The sequence below is a fragment of the Conchiformibius steedae genome (assembly GCF_014054725.1).
Taxonomy (GTDB): domain Bacteria; phylum Pseudomonadota; class Gammaproteobacteria; order Burkholderiales; family Neisseriaceae; genus Conchiformibius; species Conchiformibius steedae.
Genome location: NZ_CP059563.1, coordinates 1,555,514 through 1,575,201, shown reverse-complemented (window position 1 = coordinate 1,575,201; position 19,688 = coordinate 1,555,514). Strand labels below are relative to the sequence as shown.

Below are 19,688 nucleotides of genomic sequence, written 5' to 3'. Positions count from 1 at the left end.
TTATGGCTTTGCCTAATCCAACCTACTCTTGCTCATTTAATACTTGTTCAATAGATATCTCCAGCCTGTCTATAAATAATACGATATTTTTATTCTCTAAATATGGAAAATGATTTACCAAAAATTCATCTGTAAATTTTATTGAATTAACAGATAAAATATTTTCTTTAAATGAACCATATAAATGGTAATTAAAATTATTGTTTATATTTTTAAAACCTATTGTATATTGTTCTGGTGTGTTATTTATATGATACTCGTCCAATATTTGATAAGTTAGTTCAACTAAATATTCTTTATTCAATTCTAATTGAAATGTTACACTGGAAATAAAACACAACAATTCAATTCCATTGATTATAAAAAATCCTAATTCTTCTATCTCTTCATCTAGTTTAACTAATTTGGCTTTATATTTAAACATATAAATTCCTTACTGCTACTTGTTTTGGGATTTTAACATACCCGTTCACTATAACAGTAGAGGTAGGTTGGGTTGAAGCGTAGCGTAAACCCAACATTTTTATTTTATTGGAAAAAGTTGGGTTATGGCTTTGCCTAACCCAACCTACCTAACTAATGTTATTCAATAAATAAGGTAATTAAGTTCAGTTTAAAGTCCTCTAAAAATTCAAAATGAATAAATTTATTATCAATCTTATATCTAATATAATGATATTCATCATATCCCAACCCAACATTATTTGTTGTGCAAATACGTTCAGGACTACCAAACAATGGGTTCATTGCATAAATAATATCTTCTTTTGAAGAGTTTGGACTTATTCCATTTATGAAATTGTTTTTAAGTTGGAAGCTATGAAATAAATTTTTTGGTTTTATATAAATAAATATTGCCTCTAAAATTCCATTTTGGTTAAAGGAAAATTGACATCCCCCTAAATAAAAAGAATAGATAACTTCTGGTTCAAGATAGCATACTTCTTCCCTGATAAATGGTGTATCAATGATAGAAATAAGCCTTGAAATCGCATTATCGCATTCTTGTAAACCAATACAGTTTAAGAAAGTTAAAATATTTCCTTCTGGTTTAAGCAACATTATTTAATTCCCCTTTTTCTGTTTAAATCAATTACTCTTCCTAAAGCATCATCTATTTGAGAAAGAGTAGGTTGGGTTGAAGCGTAGCGTAAACCCAACATTTTTATTGGAATATAAGTTGGGTTACGGCTTTGCCTAATCCAACCTACGCTTGCTTTAATTTTGCTGAATAATAATAAAGCTCATCAATTTCTTTTCTGCATGATTAAAATTGGTTTGTATTGAATTACCATCATTGTAAATGTAACTAATTCCAAATCAATAAGAGCAAAAGGGTTTAAATCGTTCCCTAATCTTGCTAATTAGGTAAAGAATTTGATCCACATCATTTTTATGATGATCCATATAAACGTCAGACATATATGAAATAAATTCTATATATTTATCAAACGATAAACTAGATGTTTCAACATAACCAATAAAACAGTAAACTTCATTAAATTGGTCTGGATAATCCCAATCATTATTTAGTGAATAGCTAGTTCCTTCGGACGAAAATATGCCATACCCCTCCGAAGCTAAACTTAATATCTCTATATAGTTTTTCTTATATCTTTCATCATTTGAATTGATTGCCGCTGAAATGATATAATATAAATCTCCAGCTCCATTTTTTTCAAAAAAATCTTCCAATCTCTTTGATAACCACATAGTTAGTCCCTGATAAATAAAAATTAGCAAGAGCAAAAGTAGGTTGGGTTGAAGCGTAGCGTAAACCCAACATTTTTATTGGAATATAAGTTGGGTTACGGCTTTGCCTAACCCAACCTACGCTTGCTTGTTATAGAATATCTATGTAATTTAACTTACCTTTAAAACATGAATTAATTTCTTCCAAAGAAATGATTGTCGTACTATCGGAATTATCATTTAATCCATGAGAAATAATTAAAGATAAACCATTTTCAAAATTTAATAGTACCCCTCTTTCATTAGGTAACTCCATTTTCTTCAAATTTTCTTTTTCTATTTCTTTAAGAATTGAAACACTTTTAATTTTTTGATTTAAAAATACACTCCAATGAGTAAAATCCTTAGCATCAAAAGGGATTAAATTTTTATCTTCTTCCTGTAGCCATTGAGTTGTTTGACCAATTTCATTTTTTTCCACCCATACTAAAACGCTATTCCTACTCGGGTCGCTGCTACCACCGAATATTAAGCCGTCTTCAAAATAAAGTAAAATAGGACCTAAACATAATGAGAAAAAATCTCTGGGTTCAAGCTCAAAAGTTTTAATTAAATATTCAATAGAATCATTGTTACAGCGTAACATTTTTATTAATTTTCTACCTATTAAACTATGTAATAAAGATTTTACATTACTAGGTAGAGATACGTCATAAATCGGAGTAATCATTTAGATAAATTCCTCTTCGCTTCTTGAATTAGTAAATCAATCATCTTTAGATTATTTGTTGATGGTTTTGTTTTTAGTAGCGGTAGGTTGGGTTGAAGCGTAGCGTAAACCCAACATTTTTATTTTATTGGAAAAAGTTGGGTTACGGCTTTGCCTAACCCAACCTACCTAACTATAGAGACCATAGAGATAGCGCCACATTACGCAATCATAAATACAGATACAATCGTAGCTTTTTATGGAGAATAAATTAAAATATAGTATTATTGATAATAATACCGAGTTCTTAATAGTTATTGGAGTGCTTTTGTTGGTAATATATGTGTGAATAGCGAGTATCACAATCAGTAAAAATAATAAAACATTTATATATCCTAATGTTGATACAACTGTATATATGTAGGACAATATGGTAACATCTGCGGTTATACCCCGATTAATAAAAAGAATTGAAAAGTAAACCAATGATGGTATGGTGAGTATTATATTTAATAACAAAATTTTACGCATAATTATTTAGCCTTTGCAATTTTTATATATATCCTTTGTGCCGCTGCTAATTGTTTATTCAATTTGGGTGCGGTTTTTTTATTTTGTTTTTGAATTTTGGCATATTCGTTCACTCACTATAACAGCCGTTCAATTGGCAGTACCGAGAGTACCCGCACCAGCCACCGTCGCCAAAAACTGGCTTCAGGCTCTTGGGTGTGGGTGTTGCCGTTTTGCGGGTCGTGCCAAACCAAATGCCCTTGGCGGTTAAGCGCGACACGGTAGGCGGTTTGTTCGGTTTCATCGTGTAAGCGGCGGTACATGGTTTGCGCGAGTTGGCGGTTGTGAATCACTAAACCCATTTCGGTATTGAGTTTTGCCGAGCGCGGGTCTAAATTTAATGAACCGACAAATACTCTTTTTTTATCAATAATAAAAGTTTTGGCGTGCAGGCTGGTGGCAGAGCTGCCTGTTAAGCCGCGGTCGCGCAGGGGGCGTTTTTTGCTTTTGCTTGGCGGGGACACAGGCACAACAGGCGTGGGATTGGGTTTGAATTCATATAGTTTGACACCTGCTTGTAACAGCGGTTCTCGGTAGCGGGCATAGCCTGAATGTACCGCCGCTACATCAGTCGCGCGTAGTGAATTGGTAAACACGGTAATGCCTACGCCTTGTCGGGCAAAATCGCTTAATAATTGTGTGCCTTTGGCGGTGGGGACAAAATAGGGACTGACCAGATACATATTCTGCGTGGGTGTGCCAAGTGCGCGGTGCAGCTCGGCAACAATATCGGTGCGGGCGCGGCGGTCTAGGGCTTTGGCGGGGTCATCGCTAACCAAGCGGGCTTGTGCGGGCAGTAGCGATACCGTTCCCTTTGCCAAGGCTTGTGCCAAGGGCATGCGCGCGTTTTGGGCGAGATAGCGTTGTTGGGCGGCGGTGGGTGTGGCTGGCGGGAAATCGGCGGCGGGCGCGGTACGCACAATCAGATGCAGCGGATAGGCAGAATCGCTTTGCCAATAGCGGTCAAAATCGGTGGATACCTGCCCGACAAGCTCGCCCGCTGCCAATACGTCTAAATCGGCAAACGCTTGTTCGTCCGAGCCGTGAAAATATTCGTCGCCGATATTGCGCCCGCCAATCACGGCAGCGCGGTTGTCGGCGGTGAGCGATTTGTTGTGCATGCGCCTGTTTAAACGGGGAAAGTCGCTTAAATAGCCGATAAAACGCCATTTTCGGTACAAAAACGGGTTAAACAGGCGCACTTGGATATTGGGGTGTGCGTCCAATGCGGCAAGCACGGCATCGTTGCCGTGGGTGTTGTTGTCGTCCAGCAGCAGGCGCACGCGCACGCCGCGTTCTGCTGCCTGATACAGGTATTGCAACAATAAGTTACCCGAAATATCGTTGCGCCAAATGTAATATTGCACGTCCAGCGCAATGCGGGCGTGTTGAATCAGTGCGGCGCGGGCAGTAAAGGCATCGTGGGGGTGGTCAAGAATATAAAGATAGGCATTGGGTGGTGCGGGGGCGCGTTTGGGCAGGCGCAACAGCGATTCCAGCTGCGGCGCACTGCGGACGGGAATGTGTACGGAAGGTTCGCGCAAAGACAAATCGGGCAGGCTGCGGCAGGCGTTTAACAGTAATAACGCCAGCAGCATCGCTGCCCGATGGTTCAATGGCAAGTAATCTTTACATAGGCGCAGATTCAATAAGCGCGTATGCCGAATGATTGTGAATCGATTCAAAGTTTTCGCTTTCCACGCTGAAACGGCGGATGCGGGCATCGTTTTGCAGTGCCAAGGCAATATCGCGCACCATGTCTTCCACAAATTTGGGGTTTTCGTAGGCGCGTTCGGTAACGAATTTTTCATCGGGGCGTTTTAACAAACCATAAAGCTGGCAGGAAGCCTGATTTTCCACCAAATCGATGATTTCTTCCACCGCCACTGCGCCGTCGCTTTCCAAAGAAACGGTAACGTGCGAACGCTGGTTGTGTGCGCCGTATTGGGAAATTTCTTTAGAGCAGGGGCATAAGCTGGTAACGGGAACGAGTACGCTCAAGCGGTGGCGGGTTTGCTCTTGGTTGATGTCGCAAGCCAGCGTAACCTGATAATCCATTAGGGATTTGATGCCCGAAACGGGCGCGGTTTTTTGGCGGAAAAAGGCAAACGCGGCTTCAATACTGCCCGAATGGGCGTGCAAACGCGCCAACATGCTTTCGGTAAGATTGTGCAGCGCGACAGGCGAAAGCGCGGCATCGTGTTCTTCCATCAGCGCCACAAAGCGCGACATGTGTGTGCCTTTTTGTTCAGCGGGCAGATAAACCGCCATTTTCAGTTTGGCGGTGGTGTGGACGATGCCCTGCGCCGATTCAATCCGCACGGGAAAATGCAAATCTTTGATGCCTACGCGGTTGATGGGCATATTGCGGGTGTCGGGGGTGCTTTGTATATCGGGAATAGAATGTGTCATGGTGTGTGTGTTTGGCTGAAAGCGCGAAAGTATAGCATTGTGTTTGCACGGTGGTATTGATTCTCGCTATATGTGAAGTAAGGGCAGGGCGGGTTATAATCAGCGCATGGATACAGCATTACAAACCTATCTGGTGGGCGGTGCGGTGCGCGATGCGCTGCTGGGACTGCCCGTACACGACCGCGATTGGGTGGTGGTGGGCGCAAGCCCCGACATCATGCGCCAACGTGGTTTTACCGCAGTGGGGCGCGATTTTCCCGTGTTTCTGCATCCCCACACGCATGAAGAATACGCCTTGGCGCGTACCGAACGCAAAATCGGGCGCGGTTACGCGGGGTTTAGTTTTGATACGGGACAACACGTTACGCTGGAACAGGATTTGTCGCGCCGCGATTTGACTATTAACGCCATGGCACAAGATGCAGACGGCAGACTGATAGACCCTTTCGGCGGCGCAGACGATTTGCGACAAGGCATTTTGCGCCATGTGGGTGCAGCGTTTGTAGAAGACCCCGTGCGGATTTTGCGGACAGCGCGGTTTGCGGCGCGTTACGGTTTTACCGTTGCCCCCGAAACCATGCAGCTGATGCGCGACATGGTGGCAAACGGCGAAGCCGATGCGCTGGTGGCAGAACGCGTTTGGCAGGAATGGGCTAAAGGGCTGATGGAAAACCATCCGCGCCGTATGTTGGCGGTGTTGCGCGAATGTGGGGCATTGTCCGTGCTGTTGCCCGAAGTAGATGCGCTGTTTGGTGTCGCGCAACGCAGCAGTTGTTATCCCGAAAACGACTGCGGCGAACACGCTTTGCAGACCTTACAACGTGCAGCGGATTTGGGTTTGAGTTTGCCCGAACGCTATGCCGCGCTGTTACACGGATTGGCTGCGGTAGATACCGTTAATCAGCGTTGGCGCGTACCGAAAGACTGCGCCCAATTGGCAGAACAAGTGTGCGCCTTGCACATGCGTTTGCATCAAGTGGGGCAAGTTGAGCAGACAACAGCATTATTAGATGTATTAAAACAAGCCGATGCGCTGCGTCGTCCGCAACGTTTTAAGCAGATGTTAAATGTTTGCCAAGCCATTTTTGCTCAAACGCCTTATCCGCAGCGGGCGCATGGCTTGGATTTATTGGCAGCGGCGCAGTCGGTAGATGCAGGCGCAATCGCCCAAGCCCAAGCAGGCAATCCGCAACATATTGCCGCTGCCATTGACCAAGCCCGCACCGCCGCCATGCACCCCGTCCAACGCGCTTATCAAGAGAAACATCATTATGATTGAAATCCGTCAATTAAACCTGCAACGTGGCGATAAAGTGTTGCTGCAACAAGCCGAACTCACTCTTGCCCCGCGCCGCCGTGTCGGTTTGGTGGGGCGCAACGGCACAGGTAAATCCAGCCTGTTTGCCCTGATTCGCGGCGAACTGGCTGCCGACAGCGGCGAAGTATCGTTACCGAAACACTGGCGCATCGCTGCTGTGGCGCAGGAAACCCCCGCGCTGGACATTCGCGCCTTGGATTATGTGTTGCAGGGTGATGGCGAACTGCAAACCCTGTTGCAAGGTTTGGCAGCGGCGGAACAGGCAGACGACGGCTTGAAAATGGCGGAATTCCACGCCAAGTTGGAAGAAGCCGATGCCTACACCGCCGAATCCCGCGCCGCCAAATTATTAAGCGGATTGGGTTTTTCGCAAGACGAACAGCAACAGCCCGTAAAAAGTTTTTCGGGTGGCTGGCGCATGCGTTTAAACCTTGCGCAAGCCTTGATGTGTCGCGCCGATTTGCTGCTATTGGACGAACCCACCAACCACTTGGATTTGGAAGCCGTATTGTGGCTGGAAAACTATCTTGTCGAATTGCCCAACACCCAAATCGTGATTTCCCACGACCGTGATTTTCTTAACGCCGTAACCGATTACACCGTGGAATTGTCGGGGCAGAAACTGCACGGCTACGGTGGCAATTACGATTACTATCTGCAAGAACGCGCCCAAAGGCTGGCGCAACAACAATCCGCCTACGCCAAACAACAGGCACACATCAAGCATTTACAATCGTTTATTGACCGTTTTAAAGCCAAAGCCACCAAAGCCGCCCAAGCGCAAAGCCGCATCAAGGCTTTAGAAAAACTGGAAAAAATTGCCCCTGCCCACATGGACAGCCAGTTTTATTTCAGTTTTTCCGCGCCCGAACACCTGCCCAATCCGCAATTGCGCTTGGAACGCGCCGATTTGGGCTATGCGGGAAAAACCGTTTTACATCAAGTGGATTTGTCGCTGGAAAACGGCGCACGTTACGGGCTGTTGGGCGTAAATGGTTCGGGTAAATCCACTTTTATCAAAGCTTTGTCTGGCGATTTGCTTCCGCAAAACGGCAGCATTATCCGCGCCGACAAGCTGTGTATCGGTTATTTCGCCCAGCACCAGTTAGAGCAGTTGCGTGGCGACCAAAGCCCCGTGTGGCACATCCGCCGCCTCAGCCCCGATGCCAAAGAGCAGGATATCCGTAACTTTCTGGGTGGATTTGATTTTGTTGGCGACATGGCACTTGCGCCGATTGAGCCGTTTTCGGGTGGCGAAAAAGCGCGTTTGGCATTGGCGCTGCTGGTGTGGCAAAAGCCCAATCTGCTGCTGTTGGACGAACCCACCAACCATTTGGATTTGGACATGCGCCACGCGCTGACCACGGCATTGCAGGGTTTTGAGGGCGCGTTGGTGCTGGTAAGCCACGACCGCAGTTTGTTGGAAGCGGTTACCGACCGTTTTTTACTGGTGCAGGACGGTAGGGTAACGGTGTTTGACGGCGATTTGGAAGACTACCGCCGTTACCGTTTGGCGCAGCAGCAGGCAGAAAACGCCCAAACCGCCGCGCCCGTTGCCAACAGCAACAACCGCAAAGCGGAAAAACGCCGCGAAGCGGAAATCCGCGCCGAACGCGCCCGTGTGTGCAAACCGATTGAGCGTGAAATCGCCCGTATTGAAGCGCAGATGGCGCAGGCGCAAACCCGTTTGCAGGCAGCAGAAAACTTTTTGGCAGACGAAAATGCCTATCTGCCCGAAAATAAAGCCGCTTTGCAGCAGGCATTGGCAGAAGCGGCGCAGGCAAAAAGCGAATTGGCGCAATGTGAAGAAGATTGGCTGGTGCAACAGGAAAGTTTGGAAGCGGCGCAGGCGCAGTTTGCTTAACATGCGGGTGGATTTCGGCTTGCCAAGCACCGTGTAGGGGCGTATAAACACGCCTGTTTTCCACAACCCGACTGTAAAAGGTGTTTACCATGTTTTTTGAGCACATCACCGCCGCCGCCGCCGACCCGATTTTGGGCTTGGGCGAAGCCTTTAAAGCCGACCCGCGCAGCCTGAAAGTGAATTTGGGCATCGGCGTGTACAAAGACGCGCAAGGACAAACCCCGATTCTGGCATCGGTGAAAACCGCCGAAACCCGTTTGCTGGCGCAGGAAGCAGACAAAAACTACCTGCCGATTGACGGCTTGGCGGCGTACAACACCGAAACCCAAAAACTGCTGTTTGGCGAAAACAGCCCCGTGCTGGCTGCCAAACGCGCCAAAACCGCACAAAGTTTGGGCGGAACGGGCGCGTTGCGGATTGCCGCCGAGTTTGTCAAAAACCAAACTTCCGCCAAAAACGTGTGGATTTCCGCCCCCAGCTGGCCCAACCACAACGCCATTTTTGCCGCCGCAGGCGTGTCCATTCGTGATTACCGCTACTACGACAAAGCCGCCAACGGCTTGGACTGGGACGGCATGATTGAAGATTTGGCGCAAGCGCAGGCAGGCGATGTTGTATTGTTACACGGCTGCTGCCATAACCCCACAGGCATTGACCCCACGCCCGAACAATGGCAACAACTGGCAAAAATGTCGGCAGAAAAAGGCTGGCTGCCGCTGTTTGACTTGGCGTATCAAGGCTTTGCCAACGGTGTAGATGAAGATGCCTACGGTTTGCGCGTGTTTGCCGAACACAATCCTGAATTGCTGGTTGCCAGTTCTTATTCTAAAAACTTCGGTTTGTACAGCGAGCGCGTGGGCGCGTTTACCTTGGTGGCTGCCGATGCCGAAACCGCAGAACGCGCCTTTACCCAAATCAAAGCCATTATCCGCACCCTGTATTCCAACCCCTCTGCCCACGGCGCGGCAACGGTGGCGCTGGTGTTGCAAGATGCCGAATTAAAAGCGCAATGGCTGGCAGAGCTGGCGCAAATGCGCGACCGCATCAAAACCATGCGCGGTCAAATGGTTGAGTTGTTAAAAGAATGCGGTGCAAACCGTGATTTCAGCTTTATCGTGCAACAAAACGGCATGTTCTCGTTTAGCGGTTTGTCGCCCGAGCAGGTGGACCGCTTGAAAGAAGAGTTTGCCATTTACGCCGTGCGTTCGGGACGCATCAATGTGGCGGGCATCACCGCCGACAATATCCGCTATTTGTGTGAAAGCATTGCCAAAGTGCTGTAAGGGTAAATGCGGTTGCGGCAGGCGTTTCCGTTTGCTGCAACCGCTGTGTTTGTAATGGTTTGTTTTTGCAAAAATTTGTTTGTATTTGTTTACAACCCGTTTCCATGTTTTGGTAATTTGTTGTTTAATTTCATGCCGTTTTTTGCCAAAAAAGACTGTTCAACACGCGCCAAAAAGGGTAAATTATGCCCTGCGGCAGTTTTACCCGTTTTTAGCGGAATCGGGGAAGTTGCCCGATTTTGATTTCAATAACTCTGCATTCTCTAACGAGAAGGAACACAACCATGCAAACAGAAAAAGAACTGCGGACGAAACGCCCCGTCTTTCTGGATTTGCAGATTTTGACCAAAAGTCTGCCCATTCCGGGGATTGTTTCGATTCTGCACCGCGTAACGGGCGTTGCCCTGTTTGTCCTGCTGCCCGTGTTGCTGGCATTGCTCGGCGGTTCGCTCAGCAGCGGCGATACTTTTGACGACTACAAAAGATGGGCAGATAATTTCCTGATTAAGCTGATTTTGTGGGGCGTATTGTGGGCGTTGATGCACCACCTGCTGGCAGGCGTACGCTTTTTGCTGTTGGACGCCCACATCGGCACCGATTTGCAAACCGCGCGTAAAACCGCACGCATGGTATTGATTGGCGGTGCTGTTTCTGCCTTTATTTTGGGGATTTTCTTATGGTAGACCGCAAACTGACCGGCGCACACTACGGTTTGCGCGATTGGGCGATGCAGCGCATCACTGCCGTGGTAATGCTGATTTACGCCGTGATTTTCTTCTTTTTTCTGCTGGGACTGCTCGGTGCGGACGATTACACCGAATGGAAGGCATTTTTTGACAAAACTTGGGTGAAAGTCTTTACCCAAACCACCTTTATCGCGTTGTTTTTACACGCTTGGGTGGGTATGCGCGACCTGTGGATGGACTATATCAAACCCTTCGGGCTGCGTTTGCTGCTGCAATCTGCCACCATCGTGTGGCTGGTGGGCTGCACCGTGTATTCGTTCTATGTGCTTTGGGGGTAAAACATGACTTTTCCAATCCGAAAATTTGATGCCGTGATTGTTGGCGGCGGCGGCGCGGGTTTGCGTGCCGCATTGCAATTGTCGCAGGCAGGTTTGAACACCGCCGTTTTGTCAAAAGTATTCCCCACCCGTTCGCACACCGTGGCGGCGCAGGGCGGTATTTCCGCTTCTTTGGGCAATGTTCAGGAAGACCGTTGGGACTGGCACATGTATGACACCGTAAAAGGTTCGGACTGGCTGGGTGACCAAGACGCGATTGAATTTATGTGCCGCCGCGCACCCGAAGCCGTGATTGAGCTGGAACACATGGGCATGCCGTTTGACCGCGTGGAAAGCGGCAAAATTTACCAGCGTCCCTTTGGCGGACACACCGCCGAACATGGCAAACGCGCCGTAGAACGTGCTTGTGCCGTGGCAGACCGTACCGGTCACGCCATGCTGCACACCCTGTATCAGCAAAACGTCCGCGCCAATACCCAATTCTTTGTGGAATGGACAGCGCTTGACCTGATTCGTGACGAAAACGGCGATGTGGTCGGCGTAACCGTAATGGAAATGGAAAGCGGCGACGTGTACATTTTCCACGCCAAAGCCGTATTGTTTGCCACAGGCGGCGCAGGACGTATTTACGCTTCTTCCACCAATGCCTTTATGAACACTGGCGACGGCTTGGGTATTTGCGCCCGTGCAGGTATCCCCTTGGAAGACATGGAATTTTGGCAATTTCACCCCACAGGCGTGGCAGGTGCGGGCGTGTTGATTACCGAAGGCGTGCGCGGCGAAGGCGGCATTTTGCTGAATGCTGATGGAGAGCGTTTTATGGAACGCTATGCCCCTACCGTAAAAGATTTGGCCTCACGCGATGTGGTTTCTCGCGCTATGGCGATGGAAATTTACGAAGGTCGCGGCTGCGGTCCGAAAAAAGACCACGTTTTGCTGAAAATTGACCACATCGGCGCAGAAAAAATCAAATCTAAACTGCCGGGTATCCGCGAGATTTCCATTCAGTTTGCTGGCATTGACCCGATTAAAGACCCGATTCCCGTTGTGCCGACCACCCACTATATGATGGGCGGTATTCCCACCAACTATTTGGGCGAAGTGGTTGTGCCTGAAGGCGATAATCCCGAAGTAGTGGTAAAAGGCTTGTATGCTGCTGGCGAATGCGCTTGCGCGTCCGTACACGGTGCCAACCGCTTGGGTACGAACTCATTGTTGGACTTGGTGGTATTCGGCAAATCCGCAGGCGACAGCATGATTGCCTTTATCAACGAACAAAGCGATTGGAAAAAGCTGCCTGAAAACGCAGGCGAATTTACCAAAGCCCGTCTTGACCGCTTGAATAACCAAAGTGGTGGCGAAAACGTTGATGCCCTGCGTAACGAATTGCAACGCACCGTACAGCTGCACGCAGGCGTGTTCCGTACCGATAAGATTCTGAAAGAAGGCGTGGACAAAGTTTTGGCATTGTACGAACGCGCCAAAAATACCGAAATTCAGGACAAGAGCCAAGTGTGGAACACTGCGCGTATTGAAGCCTTGGAGCTGGACAACCTGATGGAAGTCGCCAAAGCCACCCTGATTTCCGCCGAAGCGCGTAAGGAATCACGCGGTGCGCACGCATCGGACGACCACCCCGAGCGCGACGATGAAAACTGGATGAAACACACCCTGTTTTATTCGGCAGACAACCGTTTGGCTTATAAGCCCGTGCATACCAAGCCTTTGACAGTGGATTATATTGAGCCTGCCAAGCGCGTTTACTAAAAAATACAACGGCGCGTTTCACACACGGCGAAACGCGCCGCGCAAGGAACACAGCATATGGAAAAAGTACGTTTTCAAGTGTACCGCTACAATCCCGATGTGGATGCCAAGCCGTACATGAAAGACTATGAAATTGAAATCGAACCCACCGATGTGAAACTGCTGGACGCTTTGGTTAAAATCAAAGCCAAAGACGACAGCTTTTCATTCCGCCGTTCCTGCCGCGAAGGGATTTGCGGTTCGGACGGTATGAACATCAACGGCAAAAACGGCTTGGCGTGTCTGACCGATATCCGCAGCCTGCCGCAACCGATTGTGTTGCGTCCTTTGCCTGGTTTGCCCGTGATTCGCGACCTGATTGTGGACATGACCCAGTTTTTCAAGCAATATCATTCCATTAAGCCCTATGTGGTGAATGATACGCCTGTAGATAAAAACAAGGAACGCCTGCAATCTCAAGAAGACCGCGCCGAATTGGACGGCTTGTACGAATGTATTTTGTGCGCCTGCTGTTCTACCGCTTGCCCGTCTTTCTGGTGGAATCCCGACAAATTTGTCGGTCCTTCCGGCTTGCTGAACGCCTACCGCTTTATCGCCGACAGCCGCGACACCATTACCAACGAGCGTTTGGACAATTTGAACGACCCCTACCGTCTGTTCCGCTGCCACACCATTATGAACTGTGTGGACGTGTGTCCGAAGCATTTGAACCCCACCCGCGCCATCGGCAAAATCAAAGAGATTATGCTGAAGCGTATGGTGTAATACCTTTTTTATAAAGGAATCCTGCCTGAAAAAGCCATAGATAGTCAGGCTTTTTCAGGCTGTTTATCAATAAAAAATATAATCAGTATCATCAAAATTTGTGATACCTGTAACTACATGTAAAGAATATGGCACAATTTGACGATACCGCCAAACGGCGCATCCGTTTTTTAACCCGTCGCGGTCTGCTGGAATTGGATATTCTGCTGCAACGCTTTATGCAGCAGGGTTTTGAACAGTTAAGCGATGCAGAACTGGCTGTGTTTGTGGAAATTTTGGATTTGCCCGACCAAGAATTTTTGGCATTGGTGAATCAAAAACAAACCGAATGCCGCGAAGAATTTAAGCCTTTATTGGCAAAAATCAGGAATGCTTAAAGCAGTCCTACCCACCCACCCTCAAGTAAAACATTTCATTTAAGGAGCAAGAGATGTCAAAATCTGTAAAATTACAAGCCGAAGGTGTTGAAGCCGTTGAATTGCCGGTGCTGCAAGGTACGTTGGGCAACGATGTGGTGGATATCCGCGCTTTGAACAAAGCCACTGGCTTGTTTACTTTCGACCCCGGCTTTGTTTCCACAGCCAGTTGCGAATCCAAAATTACCTTTATTGATGGCGACAAAGGCTTGCTCTATTACCGCGGCTACCCCATTGAGCAGCTTGCCGAGCACAGCGATTATTTGGAGGTGTGCTACCTGCTGATTTACGGCGAACTGCCCACTGCCGAACAAAAAGCCGATTTTGTTAATACCGTTACCCGCCATACCATGGTGCATGAACAGCTGAACTGGTTCTTCCGCGGTTTCCGCCGCGATGCGCACCCGATGGCGATGATGGTGGGTGTGGTGGGCGCACTGTCTGCTTTCTATCAAGACAGCTTGGAAATTGCTGACCCCGAACACCGCAAAGTGGCGATTTACCGCCTGATTTCCAAAATCCCGACCATTGCTGCGATGTGTTACCGTTATTCCAACGGTTTGCCGTTCAACTATCCGCGCAATGATTTGTCCTACACCGCCAACTTTATGCACATGATGTTCGCCACCCCCTGTGAAGAATATGTGCCGAACCCCGTATTGGTGCGTGCGTTGGACCGCATCTTTACCCTGCACGCCGACCACGAGCAAAACGCTTCCACTTCTACCGTGCGTTTGGCAGGTTCTTCAGGTGCGAACCCGTTTGCCTGTATCGCTGCGGGTATTGCCAGCCTGTGGGGTCCGTCTCACGGCGGTGCCAATGAAGCGGTGTTGAATATGTTGGCTGAAATCGGCGACGTGTCCAAAGTGCCTGAATTTATGGAAGGCGTAAAAGCCAAGAAATACCGCTTGATGGGCTTTGGTCACCGCGTGTACAAAAACATGGACCCGCGTGCCGCCATCATGAAACAGACTTGCGATGAAGTGTTGAAAGAACTGGGCTTGGAAAACGACCCGCAGTTCAAACTGGCGATGGAATTGGAAAAAATCGCTTTGAACGACCCCTACTTCATTGAGAAGAAACTGTATCCGAATGTGGACTTCTACTCTGGCATCGTATTGTCTGCATTGGGTATTCCCGTGCCGATGTTTACTGTGATTTTTGCCTTGGCGCGTACCGTGGGCTGGATTTCGCACTGGAACGAAATGATTAGCGACCCCGGTCAAAAAATCGGTCGTCCGCGTCAGCTGTACACCGGTTCCGACCGCCGCGATTTTGTCGCTGTAGATAAGCGTTAATGCTTTGATAAGCTAAACTTTGTTTTCAGGCAGTTTGCCCTTTGCCATCGGCAGGGGCAGGCTGCCTGAAACGGCTTTTGGCGGCAGAAAATAAAAAATAGGCAGTCTTTCCCTTACCAATTTTGGTAAGAAAGGGTAGAATGCCCCCTGCCCGCAGATTTTCGGATTACAGGGCATTGGATTACCGTTTTAACGACGCTCGAAATGTAAAAGGCATCAGTCATGATGGATGAAAAACTCAATTTTTCTTATTTGTTCGGCTCGAACGCCCCTTATATTGAAGAATTGTACGAACAGTTCTTAAGCAACCCCGATTCGGTGGACGCACATTGGAAACAATATTTTACCGATTTGGCAGCCCAACCGGGCGCGGCAGTGCGCGATGTGGCGCACCGTCCGATTCAAGAATCTTTTGCCAATCTCGCCAAGCGGCGCAATATCGGCGCAGTGGCAGGCACTATTGATGAAAGCCTGCTGCACAAACAGATTGCCGTATTGCGCCTGATTTCTGCCTACCGCATTCAAGGTGCGGGCGCGGCGAAGATTGACCCCTTGGGCTTGAAACTGCCTAAAAATATTGAAGGTTTGTCGCCCGAAGCGCACGGTTTGACTGAAGCGGATATGGCGGTAAACTTCAGCTTGGGGCAGGGCGATTTTGCGGGTACGCAAAAAATGCCTTTGTCCGACATCATCAGCAAACTCAAGCAGACCTACTGCGGTCACATCGGCATTGAGTATATGTACATCGGCAACCGCGAAGAACGCCATTGGATTCGCAATTATTTCGAGCGCGATTTGTCCACTCCCCGTTTTGATGCCGAACAAAAACGCTATATTTTAAAACAAATTACCGCAGCCGAAACCATGGAACGCTATTTGCACACCAAATATGTGGGGCAAAAACGCTTTTCGGTAGAAGGCGGCGAAAGTGCCATTGCGGGCTTGAACTATCTGATTCAAAACGCGGGTAAAGACGGCGTAGAAGAAGTGGTAATCGGCATGGCGCACCGCGGACGTTTGAACGTACTGGTAAACACTTTGGGTAAAAAACCCGCTGATTTGTTTGCCGAATTTGAAGGTCGCGCCGAAGCCAAGCTGCCCAGCGGCGACGTGAAATACCACATGGGCTTCAGTTCCGACATCGCCACCCCGCACGGCGCAATGCACGTTACGCTGGCGTTTAACCCCTCGCACTTGGAAATTGTCAATCCTGTGGTGGAAGGCTCGGTACGCGCCAAGCAGCGCCGCCGCGGTCTGGACGGACGCGCCCAAGTGTTGCCCGTGCTGATTCACGGCGATTCCGCCTTTATCGGTTTGGGCGTAAACCAAGCCACCTTTAATATGTCGCGCACCCGTGGTTACACCACCGGCGGTACCGTACATATCGTGATTAACAACCAAATCGGCTTTACCACGTCCGACACCCGCGATACCCGTTCTACCGTTTACTGTACCGATATTGCCAAAATGGTGGAAGCGCCCGTATTCCATGTAAACGGTGACGACCCCGAAGCCGTGTGCTATGTGGTGCAAGCGGCTTTGGATTACCGCAAGCAGTTCCACAAAGATGTGGTGATTGATTTGGTGTGCTTCCGTAAGCTGGGTCATAACGAGGGCGACGACCCCACTTTGACCCAACCTTTGATGTACAAAACCATCGCCCAACACCCCGGCACCCGCGCCCTGTATGCCGACAAACTGATTAAAGAGGGCGTGGTGACCGCCCAAGAGGCAGACGGTTATGTACAGGCTTACCGCGATGCTTTAGACAAAGGCGAACACGTTGAACACACCCGCTTGAGCGATTACGAAAGCAAGCACCGTGTAGATTGGCGCAAATACCAAGGTCAGGATTGGCGCGAACACGTGGAAAGCGGTTTGTCTGCTTCCGATATTCAGCGTTTGACCGACAAATTTACCCAAGTGCCAGAAGGCTTTGGTTTGCATAATACCGCCAAACGTGTGATTGAACAGCGCAAAGCGATGGCAACAGGCGAACAGCCTTTTGACTGGGGCATGGCGGAAACCGTGGCGTATGCCAGCATGGTGACCAACGGCACAGGCGTGCGTATTTCGGGCGAAGACTCGGGACGCGGCACGTTCTCGCACCGTCACGCTGTGTTGCACGACACCAAGCGCGAACATCAGCAATCCGATAGCGGAACGTATATCCCGCTGCAACATATGTCGGACAACCAAGCCCGCTTTACCGTGATTGATTCCATCTTGAATGAAGAAGCGGTAATGGCTTACGAATACGGCTACGCTTGCTCTGCACCCGATAAGTTGTTGATTTGGGAAGCACAATTTGGCGATTTTGCCAACGGCGCACAGGTTGCCATTGACCAGTTTATTTCTTCGGGCGAAACCAAATGGGGTCGTTTGTGCGGTTTGACCACCATTCTGCCGCACGGTTATGACGGTCAAGGTCCTGAACACTCTTCCGCGCGTTTGGAACGCTGGCTGCAACTGTGTTCCGAACACAATATGCAGATTGTGATGCCGTCTGAAGCTTCGCAAATGTTCCATATTTTGCGCCGTCAGGTATTGCGTTCTTACCGTAAGCCCTTGGTTATCTTTATGTCTAAACGTTTGTTGCGCTTTAAAGATTCCATGAGCCCGATTGGTGCGTTCTTGGAAGGCACAACATTCCGCCCTGTGATTGGCGATACCGTACAACGCGCTGACAATAACAGCGTGCGCCGTGTGATTTTGTGTGCGGGTCAGGTATATTACGATTTGGCGAAAACCCGTGCCGAGCGTGGCTTGGAAAACGATGTGGCGATTGTGCGCGTGGAACAGCTTTATCCCTTCCCCTATGCCGAAGCCGAAGCGGAATTGGCGAAATATCCGCAAGCCACTGAAATCATGTGGGCACAGGAAGAGCCGAAAAATCAAGGTGCTTGGTATCAAACCCGTCACCGTTTGGAAGCCTTGGCAAAACGCGGTCAGCAAGTGATTTATGCAGGTCGTCCTGCCAGCGCATCGCCTGCGGTGGGCTATGCTGCCAAACACAATGCACAGTTGAAACAATTGCTGGAAGATGCGTTTGAATTCAGCGGTGTAGTAGCTGCAACAGAAAATGTGGTTGCGCCCGTTGCCCCTGCCGAACCGCAAATCCGCCCTGTGGCACAAGCGGCTGCGCCTGCTTTTGCCCCTGTGGCTGAAGAGCCTGAAGTCGCCGAAACACCCGTTGAAGCGGTGGAAGAAGCGCATGAGCCTGAAGCACACGAATCCGCCAAAGCGAAAAACAGTTTTTCCGATGGTAACTTTAACTTTGTTTTGAAAGCGAAAAAATGATTGTAGAAGTAAATGTTCCCGTTTTTGCCGAAAGTATTACCGAAGGTACTTTGGTGTCTTGGCACAAAAAAGTGGGCGAAAGCGTTGCCCGCGATGAAGTGCTGGTAGATATTGAAACCGATAAAGTGGTGTTGGAAGTGCCTGCACCACAAGCGGGTGTGTTGGTGGAAATTTTGGTGCAAGACGGCGAAGTGGTGGAAACCCAGCAGCTGTTGGCGAAAATTGACACCGCAGCACAGGCGGGTGCGGGTGCGCCTGCTGCTGCCGAACCGGTACAAGCGGCTGCTGCGCCCGCTGCCCCTGCTGCTGCGCCCGTGTTGCAACAGGCACAAGCTGGCGTTGCCATGCCTGCTGCGGCGAAATTGGCGGCAGAAAAAGGCATTGATGTGGGTGCGGTACAAGGCAGCGGTCGTGATGGTCGTGTGCTGAAAGAAGATGTGCAAAATTATCAAGCACCTGCTGCACAAGCAGCGGCTGCGCCTGCTGTATCTGCGCCTGCCGCGGCTCCCGTGCCTGCGGGCGAGCGTCCGCAACAGCGTGTGCCGATGAGCCGTCTGCGTGCGCGTGTGGCAGAACGTTTGCTGGCTTCGCAACGTGAAAACGCGATTTTGACGACGTTTAATGAAGTCAATATGAAGCCTGTGATGGATTTGCGCGCCAAATACAAAGAAAAATTTGAAAAAGAGCATGGCGTGAAGCTGGGCTTTATGTCCTTCTTTGTAAAAGCGGCGGTGGCTGCACTGAAAAAATACCCCGTTGTGAATGCTTCGGTAGATGGTAACGATATTGTTTACCACGGTTATTTTGACATCGGTATTGCCATTGGCAGCCCGCGCGGTTTGGTTGTGCCGATTTTGCGCGATGCCGACCAAATGAGCATTGCCGAAATTGAAAAAGCGATTGTGGATTATGCGGTTAAAGCCAAAGACGGTAAAATCGCTTTGGAAGATTTGACTGGCGGTACCTTCAGCATCACCAACGGCGGTACGTTTGGTTCCATGATGTCCACGCCGATTATCAATCCGCCGCAATCTGCCATTTTGGGCATGCACGCGACCAAAGAACGCGCTGTGGTGGAAAACGGTCAAGTTGTGGTACGTCCGATGATGTATCTGGCATTGTCTTACGACCACCGCATTATTGACGGTCGTGAAGCGGTGCTGACTTTGGTTGCGATTAAAGATGCGCTGGAAGACCCTGCACGTTTGCTGTTAGACCTGTAATCAGCTAGCAGTCTGAAATAGAAAACGCCCCGATATGGTTTATCGGG

17 protein-coding genes are annotated in these 19,688 nt (G+C 49.0%); 11 read left to right on the top strand and 6 right to left on the bottom strand.

The annotated features are described in order from the left end of the window. Nucleotides 1–22: 22 nt before the first annotated feature. The 6 genes from H3L98_RS08265 to folE2 form a co-directional block, all read right to left on the bottom strand. Complete coding sequence (locus tag H3L98_RS08265; RefSeq protein WP_027021602.1) at nucleotides 23–424, bottom strand: hypothetical protein; 402 nt, start codon at nucleotides 422–424, stop codon at nucleotides 23–25. A 158-nt stretch (nucleotides 425–582) separates the two neighbouring features. Further along, nucleotides 583–1,062 (bottom strand): hypothetical protein, encoded by a 480-nt coding sequence (locus H3L98_RS08260; protein WP_027021601.1) that lies wholly within the window; start codon nucleotides 1,060–1,062, stop codon nucleotides 583–585. Nucleotides 1,063–1,320: 258 nt separating this feature from the next. After that, nucleotides 1,321–1,713 (bottom strand): hypothetical protein, encoded by a 393-nt coding sequence (locus H3L98_RS08255; protein ID WP_027021600.1) that lies wholly within the window; start codon nucleotides 1,711–1,713, stop codon nucleotides 1,321–1,323. A 130-nt stretch (nucleotides 1,714–1,843) separates the two neighbouring features. Next, the gene (locus H3L98_RS08250; RefSeq protein ID WP_156932224.1) at nucleotides 1,844–2,422 is read right to left on the bottom strand and encodes a hypothetical protein; all 579 of its coding nucleotides are present in this window, start codon (nucleotides 2,420–2,422) and stop codon (nucleotides 1,844–1,846) included. 626 nt (nucleotides 2,423–3,048) lie between these two features. Then, nucleotides 3,049–4,569, bottom strand: a complete 1,521-nt coding sequence (locus H3L98_RS08245) for a phospholipase D family protein (RefSeq protein ID WP_034333070.1) — start codon at nucleotides 4,567–4,569, stop codon at nucleotides 3,049–3,051. Nucleotides 4,570–4,600: 31 nt separating this feature from the next. Then, the gene (gene folE2, locus H3L98_RS08240; protein WP_034333068.1) at nucleotides 4,601–5,383 is read right to left on the bottom strand and encodes a GTP cyclohydrolase FolE2; all 783 of its coding nucleotides are present in this window, start codon (nucleotides 5,381–5,383) and stop codon (nucleotides 4,601–4,603) included. Nucleotides 5,384–5,489: 106 nt separating this feature from the next. Between folE2 and H3L98_RS08235 the strand changes: the two genes are divergently transcribed. From H3L98_RS08235 to odhB, 11 genes are all read left to right on the top strand, one after another. Next, entirely contained in the window at nucleotides 5,490–6,662 is a 1,173-nt protein-coding gene (locus H3L98_RS08235; protein WP_027021596.1) for a tRNA nucleotidyltransferase/poly(A) polymerase-related protein, read from the top strand. Then, nucleotides 6,655–8,565, top strand: coding sequence for an ATP-binding cassette domain-containing protein (locus tag H3L98_RS08230; protein WP_027021595.1), 1,911 nt, complete (start codon nucleotides 6,655–6,657; stop codon nucleotides 8,563–8,565). Before H3L98_RS08235 ends, H3L98_RS08230 begins: the two co-directional genes overlap by 8 nt. An 89-nt stretch (nucleotides 8,566–8,654) precedes the next feature. Continuing rightward, nucleotides 8,655–9,848, top strand: a complete 1,194-nt coding sequence (locus H3L98_RS08225) for an amino acid aminotransferase (RefSeq protein WP_027021594.1) — start codon at nucleotides 8,655–8,657, stop codon at nucleotides 9,846–9,848. Nucleotides 9,849–10,132: 284 nt separating this feature from the next. After that, nucleotides 10,133–10,531: a succinate dehydrogenase, cytochrome b556 subunit gene (sdhC, locus tag H3L98_RS08220; protein ID WP_027021592.1), complete on the top strand. Its 399-nt coding sequence runs from the start codon at nucleotides 10,133–10,135 to the stop codon at nucleotides 10,529–10,531. Further along, complete coding sequence (gene sdhD / locus H3L98_RS08215) at nucleotides 10,525–10,872, top strand: succinate dehydrogenase, hydrophobic membrane anchor protein (protein WP_027021591.1); 348 nt, start codon at nucleotides 10,525–10,527, stop codon at nucleotides 10,870–10,872. Before sdhC ends, sdhD begins: the two co-directional genes overlap by 7 nt. 3 nt (nucleotides 10,873–10,875) lie before the next feature. Further along, a complete protein-coding gene (gene sdhA / locus H3L98_RS08210) occupies nucleotides 10,876–12,639 on the top strand; it encodes a succinate dehydrogenase flavoprotein subunit (RefSeq protein WP_027021590.1) in 1,764 nt (587 codons plus the stop codon). A gap of 57 nt (nucleotides 12,640–12,696) precedes the next feature. Further along, nucleotides 12,697–13,404 carry a succinate dehydrogenase iron-sulfur subunit gene (locus H3L98_RS08205; RefSeq protein WP_027021589.1) on the top strand — a complete coding sequence of 236 codons (708 nt, stop codon included), beginning with the start codon at nucleotides 12,697–12,699 and terminating at the stop codon, nucleotides 13,402–13,404. Nucleotides 13,405–13,532: 128 nt separating this feature from the next. Beyond that, entirely contained in the window at nucleotides 13,533–13,781 is a 249-nt protein-coding gene (locus H3L98_RS08200) for an FAD assembly factor SdhE (RefSeq protein ID WP_027021588.1), read from the top strand. Between the two features lie 53 nt (nucleotides 13,782–13,834). Then, entirely contained in the window at nucleotides 13,835–15,118 is a 1,284-nt protein-coding gene (gltA, locus tag H3L98_RS08195) for a citrate synthase (protein WP_027021587.1), read from the top strand. Between the two features lie 222 nt (nucleotides 15,119–15,340). Further along, nucleotides 15,341–18,418: a 2-oxoglutarate dehydrogenase E1 component gene (locus tag H3L98_RS08190; protein ID WP_084481840.1), complete on the top strand. Its 3,078-nt coding sequence runs from the start codon at nucleotides 15,341–15,343 to the stop codon at nucleotides 18,416–18,418. Continuing rightward, entirely contained in the window at nucleotides 18,415–19,641 is a 1,227-nt protein-coding gene (odhB, locus tag H3L98_RS08185) for a 2-oxoglutarate dehydrogenase complex dihydrolipoyllysine-residue succinyltransferase (RefSeq protein WP_027021586.1), read from the top strand. Before H3L98_RS08190 ends, odhB begins: the two co-directional genes overlap by 4 nt. The last annotated feature ends 47 nt before the right edge of the window (nucleotides 19,642–19,688 follow it).